Origin of the sequence: Pedobacter sp. ASV1-7 (genome assembly GCF_040203335.1) — a bacterium.
In the GTDB taxonomy this organism is placed as follows: Bacteria; Bacteroidota; Bacteroidia; order Sphingobacteriales; family Sphingobacteriaceae; genus Pedobacter.
The window spans coordinates 98,237-113,104 of sequence record NZ_JBEHBV010000011.1 but is presented as its reverse complement, the minus strand read 5'-3'; the positions used below and the strand labels follow the sequence as shown (position 1 = coordinate 113,104).

Sequence of the window (14,868 nt, the reverse complement as noted above, 5' to 3'; positions counted from 1 at the left end):
AGTATTTTTCTACAGTTTGTTGTTTGGTTCAACAAAGTAATGTTGTGCTGTATTTATCACTTACAATCGCAATCCCAATCCGTATCCATATCAATTACAGTTACTACAATTTGAGTGTCGTTACAGGGTGAAAAGATAATTCTCACCAGCTGATTGTCCCTGGTTGTGCCTTCCAAAGCATATTTTTTGCGACATGGATTGTTAGAAGAAGTATCACTTTTAACATAATTAATATAACCTTTTTTAAGTATCTCATCTACTTCTAAAGAGTCAATAGAACGACATTTCATTCTACATTCACCGTGTTTGGTGAAGATAATCCGCTCAGGTTTTCTGTTAAAAGAATTTTCCTTTGTTTCAAAATCTTGTACATCTGTATTTTGGCTTTGATTACCGCATCCATTAGAAAGAACTGATATAGTCAAGCCGAAGAATAAAAAAATATTGAATCGAATCATGAATGAAGCTGATTGTTTACTACAATTATAGTTTTTTTATTGAATCAAATTGTTATTGTGAAGAAGAGAGATAATTTTTGTGCTTGTTTTTGCTGTGTTTTGGTTTTACTGAAGCTTTGTTTATAAAAACAATGCTGTTTTTTGCGGTTTTTTAATTTTATTGATATATTTAAGAATTGGCTTGACAAGAAGCAGTGATTTTTAAATGATAATTCTTTGTGACTTGTCTTATGAATTATAAACATGATACATGGTATGAAGTTAAAAGTTTTAATACTGATGGTTTGTTTGTCTGGATGTATCATTCCAATAGTTGCTTGTGCCAATCGTTTGACTGATTCTGAGGTCTTAGTCGATACCAGTCGATATACTAAATTGTATGGAGCAATAGTGAGAGGCGATATAACCAAAAAACAAATTGCTCTTGTTTTTACAGGAGATGAATTTGCTGACGGAGGAATGGTTGTCGCACGTACATTAAAAGAAAACGATATCAATGCTTCTTTTTTCCTTACGGGAAGATTTTATAGAAATAAAGACTTCCGAGATATTATCAGTTCGCTGATTGCAAATGGAAATTATATGGGAGTGCATTCTGATATGCACTTATTATATTGCGATTGGAAAAAGCGTGATAGCTTATTGGTTACACATAAACAGTTTACTGAGGATCTTGAAAATGCTTATAAAGAACTTAAAAACTGGAAGATTGAAAAGGATAAGGCAAGGTATTTTTTACCTCCATATGAGTGGTATAATAATACCATTGCCAATTGGACAAGTCTAATGGGCTTGCAGCTTGTAAACTTCAGTGCTGGAACTCGTAGCAATGCAGATTATACTTATCCTGAAATGGCTGGCAAATATGTTGATAGTGAACGTATCTATAAGTCTATTGTAGATTATGAACGGAGTTCTGAAAGCGGTTTGAATGGCTTTTTGTTACTTGTACATATCGGTACAGATGCGAGGAGGAAAGATAAGTTTTATGATCATTTGCCCAAATTGATCAGAGAACTAAAAGAGCAGGGGTATAAGTTTGTGAAAATTGATGATCTATTAAATTGATTGCTGATGAGGTTATTAGGTATTGATTTAGGTGGGACAAAAATAGCGGCGGCTACTTTTTCAAAGGAGGGGGATGTTATTGAGCAGTCGACTGTTTTATTAAATGGTAGTAATGGTAAGAAAGTAGGTGAAATAATACAAAATGAAATAATCAAGAGGATCGAGATAGGTTTAACTACGGATAATCCTATTGGTTCTATCGCTATATCAGTACCAGGTATCAGCAATACAAAAGAAGGTACGGTATGGGCGCCAAATATCCCTGGTTGGGAAAAATACCCTTTATTGGAGGAAATAAAGTCAATAGCTGTTAATATTCCTGTAGTGATTGAAAGTGATCGTACTTGTTATATTTTAGGAGAAGTGTGGAAAGGTTCTGCAAAAGGATGTGAGGATGCTATATATATGTCAGTAGGTACTGGAATAGGTGCTGGTATAATTATTAATGGTCATGTTTTTAGGGGAGCAAATGATATTTCTGGTGCAATTGGATGGATGGCATTAAAAGATCCTTATAATAAAAAGTTTGAATGCTGTGGGCATTTTGAATATTACGCATCGGGAGAGGGCATTGCCAGGCTGGCAAAGGAGCTAAGTTTAGAGAATGTCAAATACGAAGGTGTATTATCTGAGGATAGGTCAGCTATAACTGCTTATGATGTATTTGAAGCTTATGAAAGAGGCGATGAGCTTGCAGAAGCTGTTTTTGCCCAATGTATCACTTATTGGGGTATGGCGGTAGCTAACCTGGTCAGCTTATTTAATCCACAAAAAGTTATTTTGGGTGGAGGTGTATTTGGTCCGGCAAAACAATTTATACCTGAAATTTATAAAGAGGCTAAAAAATGGGGGCAACCCATTAGTATGGGGCTTTTTAAGCTGGAGGGGTCGGCACTTGGCAATGATGCTGGATTGTATGGCGCTGGTTATGCGGCTTTAAAAAATATTGGAGATTAAAAAATCGGAACAATGTATAATAAAAAGTTAGTTTTCTTTTCTTCCTGCTTGGGTATGCTTTTGTTTGGTGTAACCCTCATTACGCTTGGTTCGGTCGCTCCGGAGCTTGCCCGGAAATTTGATTTAAGTAAAATAGCTTCTGGTACTTTGTTTTCAATCATGCCATTTGGCGTTTTGATGGGGTCTTTTTTCTTTGGCCCTTTTTGTGATAAATACGGATATAAGTATCTATTGGTATTTTCGGCATTTTTAATTTTTATAGGTTTTGAAGGAATTGCTTATGCGACTGATTTCTCTATACTTCGTATTAGTGTCTTTTTATTTGGCTTGGGTGGGGGTGCTATAAATGGTGCTACTAGTGCTGTAGTAGCCGATATTACAGAAAAGGATAAATATGCGAATTTGAGTTTGTTGGGCGTGTTTTTTGGCATTGGCGCACTGGGGATGCCTTTTGTACTGGCCTTGTTTGAAAGTGTGGTTGATTATCAGGTTGTTGTTGCTGCTGTTGGTCTGTTGGCTTTACTCGCTTCAGTTTTTTATATGCTGATAGCTTTCCCTCTTCCAAAGCATGTTAATGGTTCTCCTATTAGGCGAAGTTTTAGTTTACTAAAGGATCATGTGCTGATATTTATTGCTTTCTTTCTTTTTTGTCAGTCGAGTTTTGAAGCTATTATTAACAATTGGACTACTAGCTATTTGATAGCTCAGGTAGGGGTTACGCCAAGTAAAGCGCTTTATGGTCTTTCTTTATTTGTAGTGGGGATGACCGCAATGAGGTTGTTAACAGGGAGTCTATTTAGAGATGTAAAGACGCAAAAATTATTGATGGCTTCTTTTCTGTTCTTACTTTTTGGCTGTTTTTTATTAAATACGACTAATTATATATCTGCAGTGATAGGATTGGTTTTTATCGGAGCTGGTTTGGCTGGAGGTTTTCCGATAATGTTAGGTATGGTTGCTGCAAGATATAGTGATTTATCGGCCACAGCATTTAGTATGGTGCTGGCAGTTGCGTTATTAGGTAATATGTTGGTGAACTATATGATGGGCATTGTAGCCCAGAAATATGGGATTCATAATTTGATTACTGTCGCTTTTATGGAAATTGTAGCAATGACCATACTGGCTGTATTGATATTTAAATTTCAAAAAACCAAAAGCGCTATTTAATTTTATTGACTTTAGAATACTTGCTTAATTCAGGATCTTCCGGATTAAGTTCGGTAATTAGGTAATCAACATCATTTAAATCGCAAACTGTTAAGTTTTGTATTGCACCAAGCTTTTCAGCAATACTCATAACGGCTAATTTGTTAGCACGTTTGATCATTTCCTTTTTTACTTGTACCACATCCCAATCTGTATCGGTTAGTCCTTCGGTCGAAGAGATGCTGTTTGTACCAAGTAAACAAAGATCAACCCTGATCTCTGAAAGTTGTCTGATGACAGATGGACCTGTGCAGATGTAGGAATTTCTGGCAAGCTTTCCACTGATTAAAATTACGTCTATCGATGAACGTTGTGCAACTTCTAAGGCTACCAATGGACTAATCGTGAAGAATGTGCCTTTTAAATTCTCAGGAATCATTCTGGCAAGTTCAAGCATTATAGTTCCTCCACCTGTTAAAATGTTCATCCCATCTTCAATCAATTCCAGTGTTTTTTTTGCGATTTCCTTTTTGTTTTCCTGGGCATAAACTGCTGGCTGTTGAAAGGGGTAATGGAAAGATTTTGATATGGCGCCTCCATGTACCTTTACAAGTTTGCCTATTTTCTCCAGATCAGTAAGATCTCTTCTGATGGTATCCAGTGAAACATTGAGCTCGTTACATAAATCAGATGTATGAACTTTGTTGTGTAAGTTAATCTGCGTTAATATGTAGTTTTGCCGCTCTTCTATTAGCATTGCTGATCTATTAAAATGTAGATTTTTTGATGAAATGATATCAAATATACCCCTTTTAAGCGCAAAAGTAAACAAAGTGGTACATTTTATTGAAGATTTAATTTGATGAAGATTTGCAGTTTATTGCGTTTTATTTGTATATTTAATTAAATTACAGCAAAAAGCTGCATCCTTACTTCTAAACCAATAGCAATATGCAGAAAATTAAGATTAAGAAACTTTTATGGATGTTGACAGTAATGTTGCTGGCGTTTAATTGTAGCTTGTTGGCAAAAGATAGTCAAGGCATATGGATTCGGATAAATCAGTTAGGCTATGCGCCTGCAAGTGTTAAAGTGGCCGTTCTGGGTGCTAAAATGGAAAATCCAGGTGTTACTGATTTTGAGTTGATTGATGCAGGTACAAATAGGAGTGTTTTTAAAAAGAGTGTAGGTAAGAATTTTGGAGCATATGGTCCATTTCTTTCTAGTTATCGACTCGATTTTTCTGCTTATAAACTTTCTGGAAGCTATTTTATTAAGGCTGGTGGCGCTGTATCACCTTCTTTTAAAATTTCGGATAATGTATATGATGGAGCAGCTGATTTTACTTTGCGGTATATGCGGCAGCAAAGAAGTGGCTTTAATCCTTTTTTGAAAGATTCATGTCATACGCATGATGGCTATATTGTTTATGGTCCGGTACCGGAGCGAACTAATATAGACGCCTCTGGAGGTTGGCATGATGCTACTGATTATTTGCAGTATGTTACCACATCGGCAAATGCAACCTATCATCTTTTGGCAGCTTATAGGGATTTTGGTTCTGTATTTAAGGATCAGCATCAGGCTAATGGTTTGCTCGGACCGAATGGAGTGCCTGATGTTTTGGATGAGGGGAGATGGGGACTGCAATGGTTGCTGAAAATGCATCCACGGGCGGATTGGATGTTTAACCAGATTGCGGACGACCGTGATCATTCGGGAATGCGCTTGCCAAATAAGGATTCTGTTGATTATGGCTATGGTAAAGGCACCGGTAGGCCTGTTTATTTTATTACTGGTGAGCCACAGGGCCTGGGTAAGTATAAAAACAAAAGTACAGGGGCAGCGTCTACCGCTGGTAAGTTCGCTAGTGCTTTTGCTTTGGGGGCTAATATTTATAAATCAAAAGAGCAAAAGTTTGCAAATTTGCTTGCACAACGATCAATTTCTGCATTTAAATATGGTTTAGCAAAACCCGGAGTAGCACAAACAGCAAGTGTTAAATCTCCTTATATCTATGAAGAAGATAACTGGGTCGATGATATGGAGTTAGGTGCAGCGGCCTTGTTTCAGTTAAATAAGGATAAAAATTACTTAAAAAGAGGGATCGAATACAGCAAGAAAGAAAAAGTAACACCATGGATGGGAGCGGATACCGCAGGTCACTATCAATGGTATCCGTTTCATAACTTCGGTCATTATGAACTGGCGAAAAATGCCAGTCCGACAGAAAAGGCCACCTTAATTAAATATTATAAAGATGGTATTGAAAGGGTGTGGACAAAAGCTTCTAATAATGCATTTTACCGAGGTGTGCCATTTATTTGGTGTTCCAATAACCTTACAGTTTCGTTCACCATACAGTGTTATTTATATAGAAAATTAAGTGGTGATAAAACCTATGAGCAGCTGGAACAGGCTGGTTTTGATTGGCTTTTTGGATGTAATCCATGGGGAAAGGCCATGGTTTATGGCTTGCCCGAAAATGGAGATACACCGCGCGACCCCCATTCGTCATTTACAAAATTATACGGTTATGCTTTGGATGGAGGTTTAGTTGATGGGCCTGTCTATACTACTATTTATAGTAAGCTCACAGGTATCCGGTTGACGGGTGAAGATAAGTATGCTGATTTTCAGTCTGGTTTAGCAGTTTATCATGATGACTCGGGTGATTATAGTACAAATGAGCCAACTATGGATGGCACTGCGTCTCTTATTTATTTGTTGGCTGCACGTGAAAATGAATTTAAAGCAGGGGGTAAAAAAAAGTAGAGGATAGGATGGAGATAAAATAGAAACGATTATTTATCAAAAAATAAACAGATATGTTAGCAAAAGAATGGTTGAATAGCGCAAGGGACATCATGACCCGTATTGAAGATACACAGATGGAGAACATCCGTAAGGCAGCAGAAATCATGGCCGACTCTATTGAGGCGGGGAGGTGGGTACATACTTTTGGATGTGGTCATGCGACCATTCCAATCGAAGAAATGTATCCAAGGATTGGGGGCTTTGTAGGTTTTCATCCGATGATAGAATTGCCGCTGACTTTCTTTACACGTATCACTGGTGAAATGGGAGTTCATCAATTTGTTTTTTTAGAACGTGTTGAGGGTTATGGGATCGAGATTATGAAAGGTTATAATTTTGATACACGTGACACGATGTGGTTATTTTCACATTCTGGTATTAACAATGTGAACATTGATGTTGCGCTTGAAGCAAAGCGTAAAGGGATGAAGGTGATCGTATTTGGATCTGCAGCAGAGGCGAAAGGAAAGCAGACTCGTCATTCTAGCGGTAAGAACATATTTGATATAGCGGATCTTGTGGTAGATTCATGTGCACCAATAGGTGATGCTGCGGTATCGTTAAAAAATCATCAGGATAAGATCGGACCTGTTTCAACTATGGCATTTGTAACTTGTGTATGGATGACTATCACTACTGTCGCCGAAATATTAGCTGAGCGTGGAGTGAAACTATACATACATCCATCTCATAATGTGCCTGGAGATAATACAGCAAAAGATAGGTTAGAAGAAGCTTTAGCTGTTTATAAAGAACGGATTACGGGAGTATAATTTAGTTGTTCATCTTTTAAATTCGTTATGAATATAGCTTTGTCCGGTACTACTCAAAGGCAAATTTCAATTGATGCGTTTCGTGCAATAACACTGATACTCATGATTTTTGTGAATGATCATTGGACACTGGTAAATATACCTTCCTGGTTGGAGCATGCTGATGCAAATAAAGATGCTATGGGTTTTGCAGATGTTATATTTCCAGCTTTTTTGTTTATAGTTGGACTGTCCATACCATTTGCTATTCAAAGCAGACTAAAAAAACAACCTTCAGTCTTTAAAATTGAATTACATATTATATCCAGAGCACTAGCTTTATTAATCATCGGTTTCTTTTATGTCAACATGGGGAACTATAGTCATGAAGCAGTATTGCCTGCTCCATTATGGAAGGCGCTTGCTACAATTGCATTTTTTTTAATATGGCTCGATTACCCAAATGATGGAAAACATAATTATTGGAAAGTACTAAGGGTTATTGGTATCGTGCTTTTAGTTATACTCGCATTTTTGTATAAAGGTACTTCTGCTGATGGGCCTGTTTGGATGCAAACTAAATGGTGGGGTATTCTGGGTTTAATAGGTTGGACCTATCTTATCGTTAGTTCAGTTTATTTGTTAAGCAGGAATAAATTATGGGTAATGGTGATTGCCTTTCTATTCTTTGTTTTATTTAACGCTGCAACACAACTGGGATGGTTGGATATGTTAAAAGGTGTAAGTAAGTATATTTGGATTGTTGGTGATGGTTCTATGCCTGCATTGGCCGCTGCAGGTGTAATAAGCAGTATGTTGTATCGAAATCCATCCGTTTCTTATCAAAAGTTTTGGATATTTACATTATTTTCGTCAATAGCATTAATTGCCTTTGGTTTTGCAACCCGGCCTTTATGGGGAATTTCTAAGATAAGGGCAACGCCTTCCTGGGTTACCATTTGTATTGGTATTAGCTTAGTCGCTTTTGCGGTTATGATTTATCTGACTGAAATTAAAGGGTATAAGAGGTGGTACAATTATGTAAAAGCAGCAGGTAGTATTACGCTAACTTGTTACTTACTGCCTTATTTGCATAACGTTTTTTTAGAGCTTGTTCCTTATCGTTTACCTGTCGAACTTAGGACAGGAATAATAGGCCTGCTTAAATCTATGGCATTTACATTATGTATTGTATTTATAGGAAATCTTCTAGAAAAGTGGCGTATACGCTTAAAACTATAAAATGCAGTTTCATTTACATCTTTATGATGGAAATGCAGGAGGTACTTATTACCTTTGTCCGAAATTAAACCTGTATAATGTATAAGAATTGGTGGAAAATTTTAGGAGCTGTGTTGGTTATTTACTCAACCATTGCCGGTCTTTTATCTGGTGTACCTGAACTTCCTATTTTGTATGAGAGCATAAGGAACCTATATTTCCACGTTCCTATGTGGTTTGGGATGATTGTATTGTTTAGTGTGTCTGTATATCACAGTATCAAGTTTTTAAGCAATGGTAATCCTGATCATGATCTTAAAGCTGTTGAAAGTATAAATGTTGGCGTGATTTACGGTATACTTGGAATTGTAACCGGTGCTATATGGGCAAAATTTACCTGGGGACAAGCCTGGAGTTTTGATGTTAAACAGAACTTTGCTGCAATTGCCTTATTGCTGTATTTTGCTTATCTGGTATTACGTAATGCCATAGATGAAGAACAAAAAAGAGCTAAAATATCCGCTATATATAACATATTTGCTTTTCCAATGATGGTGGTATTACTTTTTGTCTTACCACGTTTAGCTGATTCTTTACACCCAGGAAATGGTGGGAATCCAGGATTTAACGCTTATGATCTTGATAGCCGTATGCGAGCCGTATTTTATCCTGCCTGCTTAGGATGGATTTTAATAGGATATTGGATTTATACAGTTTTATACAGAGTACGTACATTAGAAAAAAAGAATATATTATAGTCATGAAGAAATTTTACGTTACCTTTTTAATGTTGGTATTATCCCTTCAATTGTTTGCACAAAATGGAGGTTCTTCCATCACTGATAGTATATATGCTTCAGGTAAAATATATGTTGTAGTCGCATGTATTGTTCTAATTCTATTGGGGCTACTGTTCTTTCTGTTCACGATTGAAAAAAGATTAAAAAAATTAGAACAAAAATCTGCTGGTAAAAACTAATTTTAAATCGTTTAATGCCTGTTTTTGCCTCTTTTTTTGTGTGGTGTGACAGGTACACTAAGTGATTTTGCATTTGTATTAATCGTTTTTTTTAGTGCAATTTTGTACTCATATTGAGACTTATTTCATAATTCATTAAAAAACTAATAATGGCTAATAAAGCAAATGAGACAAATTTCTTTGCAGATGTCTGTAAGAATTTTGACAGTGCCGCGCAATTTACCTCTCATCCAGAGGGTTTATTAACTCAGATTAAAGCTTGTAACAGCGTGTACCGTTTCCAGTTCCCTATTCGCAGGGGTAATGGTTTCGAGGTTATTGATGCATGGCGTGTAGAACACTCGCAGCATATGAACCCAACAAAGGGTGGTATACGTTATAGTGATATGGTAAATGAGGATGAGGTAATGGCACTTGCAGCATTAATGACCTATAAGTGTGCGATAGTAAATGTGCCCTTCGGTGGTGCAAAAGGTGGAATCTGCATCAATCCTAAAAATTATACCATTGGTGAGTTAGAGAACATTACCCGTCGTTATACGACAGAATTAATCAAAAAGAACTTTATTGGTCCTGGTATTGATGTTCCTGCTCCTGATTATGGAACGGGTGAACGTGAAATGAGCTGGATTGCAGATACATATATGACCATGAATCCTGGTCAGCTTGATGCTCTTGGTTGTGTTACAGGTAAGCCCATTGCATTGCACGGAATACGTGGGCGTAAGGAAGCTACTGGTCGTGGTGTTGCTTATGCAGTGAAAGAATGTGTAAACGTTGCAGAAGATATGGCGAAAATTGGTCTAACGGCTGGTTTAGGTGATAAACGTATCATCGTTCAAGGATTAGGTAATGTGGGGTACCACGCCGCTAAGTTCCTTTCTGAGTTTGGGGCAACGGTAGTTGGTCTTTGTGAATATGAAGGTGCAATTTATAACGAGAATGGCTTTAATATTGATGAAGTATTTGCTCATCGAAAATTAACAGGTTCAATTTTAGGTTTCCCAGGTGCTAAAGAGTTTAAAAACTCAATGGAAGGATTAGAGCAACCATGTGATATCCTGGTTCCTGCAGCTCTTGAAAATCAGATCACTGTACACAATATCCGGAATATCAAAGCAAAAATTATTGCTGAAGGTGCTAACGGACCTTGTACTCCTGAAGCAGAAGTAATTTATACAGAGATGGGGGGGATCATTATTCCAGATATGTACTGTAACGCAGGTGGTGTTACTGTTTCTTATTTCGAATGGTTGAAGAACTTATCACATGTTGCTTTCGGACGTATGGAAAATCGTTATGCTGAAAACTCAAATGCTAATCTGATCAATACACTGGAAAGTCTGACCGGAAAAAGTATTCCAGCGGAACATCGTTTAATGATTGTTAAAGGTGCTTCTGAGATGGAACTGGTAAATTCAGGTCTGGAAGATACCATGATTCATTCTTATCATGAAATCAGAGAAACGCTAAAGAATAAGCCTGGAATTAAAACTTTGAGAACAGCAGCTTTTGTTGGTTCTATTGATAAGATTGCTATATCGTATATGAATTTAGGCGTTTGGCCTTAAACTATTCTTAAATTTAGGGAACCGCGATACCTTTTGGTATCGCGGTTTTTTTATGCTTTTGTCAGAGAACTATCAATAAACTGTCATCATAGCGTTTTGAATGATTGCGAAAGGTTTTGGCTCCTTATATTTTTTATCTTTGTGAAGTTTCTTTAATTTTTTTTATAGTCCATGAGAAAAAGTGCAATTATTGGTTTGATAACAATAGCATTATGTGTAGGTTTTTTAGTAAGCCTTAACGCTGATACAAATACCTATTCGACCTTTAGTGAAGCGGCGAAAGATCCAAAAGAATTTCATGTGATGGGTTATTGGGAAAAAGATAAGGGTACACATTATGATGCCTTAAAAGATGCTAATCGCTTTGAGTTTTTTATGAAAGACGAAAAAGGGAAAGTGAATAAAGTAGTATACGCAGGAACCAAGCCCCAGGACTTCGAGCGCTCAGAAAAATTGGTGTTGATTGGTAAAATGGATAACAATACTTTTTACGCCTCCAAGATACTGATGAAATGCCCATCCAAATACAATGATGAACTTGTAGAAGTTAATAAGGATGGTATAGTAGAAAAATACAACTAAATTTAATGGATATACAGTTTATTGGAGAGAACCTCCTTCCCGGTAAAATCGGCCAGTTTTTTATTGTTTTGGCATTTGCCGCTTCTTTATTATCAACTATAGCTTATTTCTTTGCTACCCGAAATAAAGAACTCGGAGATCATTCATGGACTCGTATAGGTCGTATTGCTTACTTGATAAATGTAGTGAGTATTTTAGGTATCGGGACTACATTATTTTATTTGATTTTAAATCATTATAACGAATATTACTATGTTTATTCGCACTCTTCAAAAGAACTTCCTGTATATTACATAGTATCTGCTTTCTGGGAAGGCCAGGAGGGAAGTTTTTGGCTATGGGCATTTTGGCAGGCATTGCTAGGGATTATTTTAATCTGGAAAGCAAAATCATGGGAAAATAGCGTGATGACTGTAGTTGGGTTCTCACAAGTGTTCCTGACATCGATGCTGCTTGGTGTTGAGATTTTTGGTGAACGTTTAGGTAGCTCTCCATTTATTCTGTTAAGAGATGCTGTAAATTTAAAAGAAATGGCGCCAGCAGTATTTGCTGACCCTGAAAACTATAAAAACTATCTTAAATTTATTACTGATGGTAGAGGCTTAAACCCACTACTTCAAAACTATTGGATGGTAATTCACCCACCAACCTTATTCCTTGGTTTTGCGGCTATGATTGTACCTTTTGCGTATGCAGTAGCAGGATTATGGCAAAAACGGTATAAAGAGTGGATTAAACCTGCAATGCCATGGGCCCTGTTCGCTGTAATGATATTAGGTGCGGGGATTATCATGGGGTCATTTTGGGCATATGAAGCTTTAAACTTTGGTGGTTTCTGGGCATGGGATCCAGTAGAAAATGCCTCTATTATTCCTTGGTTAACATTAATCGCCGGTGTGCACGTAATGATTGCGTTCAAGAATACAGGACATGCCTTTTTTACAGCTATAGTGTTGGTGTGCATTAGTTTTGTGTTAGTATTGTATGCTTCTTTTCTAACCAGAAGTGGTGTACTTGGCGAAACATCAGTACACTCATTCACTGACTTAGGAATGTTCTGGCATCTGATTCTGTATAATGTTGTTTTTTTGGCTATCCCGACTATATTGTTAATCATCAGATGGAAGGAATTACCAATTACAAATAAGGACGAGGAGACTTATTCGAGAGAGTTTTGGATGTTTATTGGTGCATTGGTAATTACAGTAGCTTGTATTCAAGTGATCTTCTCTACCTCTGTCCCAGTATTTAACCAGGCTTTTGGAACCAAGTTCGCGCCACCAATTGATGCGATAAAATATTACAACCAATGGCAAGCACCATTTGCTATTCTCGTAACTATTATATCTGGTTTTGCGCAGTTCATGAAATACAAAAGAACTGACGCAAGGAAATTCTATAGCAGCTTAATTGCTTCTATTGTTTTCTCAATTGTAATTACAGCTGGGTTTGTTTATATCACAAACGTATATCATAACCTGATGTATATCTTGCTTACATTTAGCTGTGTATTTGCAGTTATATCTAATGCCAGGATATTAGCACAAGCATTTGGTGGAAAACGTAAACTGGCAGGTGCCGCTGTTTCGCACATAGGATTCGCTTTATTATTACTAGGAGCACTTGTTGCCGCTGCTACAAACAGACCAATTTCACTGAATGTAAGTAACTTCATTCCGGTTAAAGATTTCGAAAAGGTTGAAAAACCAGGAGAAAATATTGTTTTGTACAAAAATGAGCCCAAAAAGATGGGCCGTTATACAGTAACTTATGTTAGCGATACTACAGTTAAGCCGAATACATTCTATAAACTTAACTTTAAGGTGTATGATGAAAAAACAGGTGAACTAAAAGAGGATTTTGAATTGAATCCACACGTACAGGTTAACGAGAAAATGGGATTGATCGCTTCTCCTGATACCAAGCATTACCTTACGTACGACATTTACACACACATCACCAGTGCTCCTGAGAAAAAAGAAGATCATGACCACAATCATGAAGGACATACTGAGGAAGAAAATTATAAGGCACCAAGAATTGTAAATGTAGCTGCCGGAGATACATTACACACTAGTAGTGGAGTGCTTACAGTTAAAGGATTGAATAATCAACCAAAAGCGAAAAGCCTTATTTTGGCTCCGGGCGACTTAGCAGTAGGTTTACCTATTGAAGTTGAGGTGAATGGTAAGATTTATAAAACTGAGCCTATTTTCCTGATCAAAGGAAACAATACATTTGATTTTGCCCGTAATATCGACGAATTGGGTTTAAGACTTAGGTTTACAAAAGTATTACCTGAACAACAAAAAGTTGAATTGCAGGTTTATGAAAAACCACAACAGGCGAAAGACTGGGTCGTATTTAAATCAATTGAATTCCCATATATTAATCTTTATTGGGTAGGTACAATTGTAATGGTTATTGGATTTGTTATTTCTATCTTTAGAAGGCAAAAAGAAGTTAAAGCAGCTTAGTTTATCGCTGTTTTTTATAACCATAAAATAATAATTGTATCCCTATGAAGATTGTTTGTTTAGGTTCTGGTAATGTAGCCACACACATGGCTATTGCTTTTAAAGATAATGGTGCTGATATTGCGCAAGTATGGAGCAGGGACTTCGAAAATGCAAGAGAGTTGGCTAATAAGACAGAGGCTCAGGCTATTTCTGATTTAAAAGATGTAGATGAGTCGGCAGATTTATATCTTATTGCTGTTAAAGATGATGCTATTGAAAAGATATCTAAAGCATTGAGAAATGTTAATGGCCTGGTAGTTCATACTTCTGGGGCAACTAATATAGATGTATTACAAAATCATAAACAGTACGGCGTATTCTACCCTTTACAGACTTTTTCTAAATCGCAACCTTTGGACTTTATCCGGGTTCCTTTATGTTTAGAGGCCAATACAGATGAAAATATGAGTTTGTTGCAATTGGCTGCTATGAAATTGAGTCCTTTGATTTATGAGGTAGATAGTAAACAACGTGAGATATTACACGTTGCTGGGGTATTTGCCTGTAATTTTGTAAATCACATGTACCAGCTTAGTTATCAAATGCTTCAAAAGAATAACCTTGATTTTGAAATACTGAGACCATTAATTGTAGAAACAGCTGCAAAAGTTCAGGATGCTATACCAGCTGATGTACAAACAGGACCAGCAGCAAGAAATGATAAAAAGACAATATTAAAACATGAAGAGCTCCTGAAGAAAATGCCTCACATGCAGGAAATCTATAAAATTTTAAGTAATAGCATTAAAAAAACGCATTAATCATATAATTACCGTTTTTGGTGCTTATTTTTGA

Annotated in this window: 14 protein-coding genes; 12 read left to right on the top strand and 2 right to left on the bottom strand. The window is 36.8% G+C overall.

Translation table 11 applies throughout. The annotated features are described in order from the left end of the window. Window positions 1-56 precede the first annotated feature (56 nt). Window positions 57-458, bottom strand: coding sequence for a DUF4258 domain-containing protein (locus tag ABDJ41_RS21360; protein ID WP_349788172.1), 402 nt, complete (start codon window positions 456-458; stop codon window positions 57-59). Window positions 459-713: 255 nt separating this feature from the next. On the opposite strand from ABDJ41_RS21360, the gene ABDJ41_RS21355 reads away from it, so the two are divergent. Genes ABDJ41_RS21355 through ABDJ41_RS21345 form a run of 3 tightly spaced genes read left to right on the top strand, consistent with a single transcriptional unit; the run spans window position 714 to window position 3,653 of the window. Then, the gene (locus ABDJ41_RS21355; protein ID WP_349788171.1) at window positions 714-1,526 is read left to right on the top strand and encodes a polysaccharide deacetylase family protein; all 813 of its coding nucleotides are present in this window, start codon (window positions 714-716) and stop codon (window positions 1,524-1,526) included. 6 nt (window positions 1,527-1,532) lie between these two features. Continuing rightward, complete coding sequence (locus ABDJ41_RS21350) at window positions 1,533-2,483, top strand: ROK family protein (RefSeq protein ID WP_349788169.1); 951 nt, start codon at window positions 1,533-1,535, stop codon at window positions 2,481-2,483. 12 nt (window positions 2,484-2,495) lie between these two features. Next, complete coding sequence (locus tag ABDJ41_RS21345; RefSeq protein ID WP_349788168.1) at window positions 2,496-3,653, top strand: MFS transporter; 1,158 nt, start codon at window positions 2,496-2,498, stop codon at window positions 3,651-3,653. Here the strand turns inward: ABDJ41_RS21345 and ABDJ41_RS21340 are convergent. Continuing rightward, window positions 3,646-4,389: a DeoR/GlpR family DNA-binding transcription regulator gene (locus tag ABDJ41_RS21340; RefSeq protein WP_349788167.1), complete on the bottom strand. Its 744-nt coding sequence runs from the start codon at window positions 4,387-4,389 to the stop codon at window positions 3,646-3,648. The genes ABDJ41_RS21345 and ABDJ41_RS21340 overlap by 8 nt on opposite strands. 194 nt (window positions 4,390-4,583) lie before the next feature. Here ABDJ41_RS21340 and ABDJ41_RS21335 point away from each other — a divergent pair, with 194 nt between their 5' ends. The 9 genes from ABDJ41_RS21335 to ABDJ41_RS21295 all read left to right on the top strand — a co-directional run bounded on the left by ABDJ41_RS21335 (window position 4,584) and on the right by ABDJ41_RS21295 (window position 14,834). After that, window positions 4,584-6,407 (top strand): glycoside hydrolase family 9 protein, encoded by a 1,824-nt coding sequence (locus ABDJ41_RS21335; protein WP_349788165.1) that lies wholly within the window; start codon window positions 4,584-4,586, stop codon window positions 6,405-6,407. A 53-nt stretch (window positions 6,408-6,460) separates the two neighbouring features. Next, window positions 6,461-7,222: a sugar isomerase domain-containing protein gene (locus ABDJ41_RS21330; RefSeq protein ID WP_349788164.1), complete on the top strand. Its 762-nt coding sequence runs from the start codon at window positions 6,461-6,463 to the stop codon at window positions 7,220-7,222. A gap of 27 nt (window positions 7,223-7,249) precedes the next feature. After that, the gene (locus ABDJ41_RS21325) at window positions 7,250-8,443 is read left to right on the top strand and encodes a DUF5009 domain-containing protein (protein ID WP_349788163.1); all 1,194 of its coding nucleotides are present in this window, start codon (window positions 7,250-7,252) and stop codon (window positions 8,441-8,443) included. A gap of 77 nt (window positions 8,444-8,520) precedes the next feature. After that, window positions 8,521-9,180 carry a cytochrome c biogenesis protein CcsA gene (gene ccsA, locus ABDJ41_RS21320; RefSeq protein ID WP_349788162.1) on the top strand — a complete coding sequence of 220 codons (660 nt, stop codon included), beginning with the start codon at window positions 8,521-8,523 and terminating at the stop codon, window positions 9,178-9,180. A gap of 2 nt (window positions 9,181-9,182) precedes the next feature. Next, window positions 9,183-9,401: a CcmD family protein gene (locus tag ABDJ41_RS21315; protein WP_349788161.1), complete on the top strand. Its 219-nt coding sequence runs from the start codon at window positions 9,183-9,185 to the stop codon at window positions 9,399-9,401. 149 nt (window positions 9,402-9,550) lie between these two features. Then, a complete protein-coding gene (locus tag ABDJ41_RS21310; RefSeq protein WP_349788160.1) occupies window positions 9,551-10,972 on the top strand; it encodes a Glu/Leu/Phe/Val family dehydrogenase in 1,422 nt (473 codons plus the stop codon). Window positions 10,973-11,143: 171 nt separating this feature from the next. Next, a complete protein-coding gene (locus ABDJ41_RS21305; RefSeq protein WP_349788159.1) occupies window positions 11,144-11,554 on the top strand; it encodes a cytochrome c maturation protein CcmE domain-containing protein in 411 nt (136 codons plus the stop codon). A 5-nt stretch (window positions 11,555-11,559) separates the two neighbouring features. Beyond that, window positions 11,560-14,031, top strand: a complete 2,472-nt coding sequence (locus tag ABDJ41_RS21300) for a heme lyase CcmF/NrfE family subunit (protein ID WP_349788158.1) — start codon at window positions 11,560-11,562, stop codon at window positions 14,029-14,031. Window positions 14,032-14,075: 44 nt separating this feature from the next. Next, window positions 14,076-14,834, top strand: coding sequence for a Rossmann-like and DUF2520 domain-containing protein (locus ABDJ41_RS21295; protein WP_349788157.1), 759 nt, complete (start codon window positions 14,076-14,078; stop codon window positions 14,832-14,834). Window positions 14,835-14,868 lie beyond the last annotated feature (34 nt).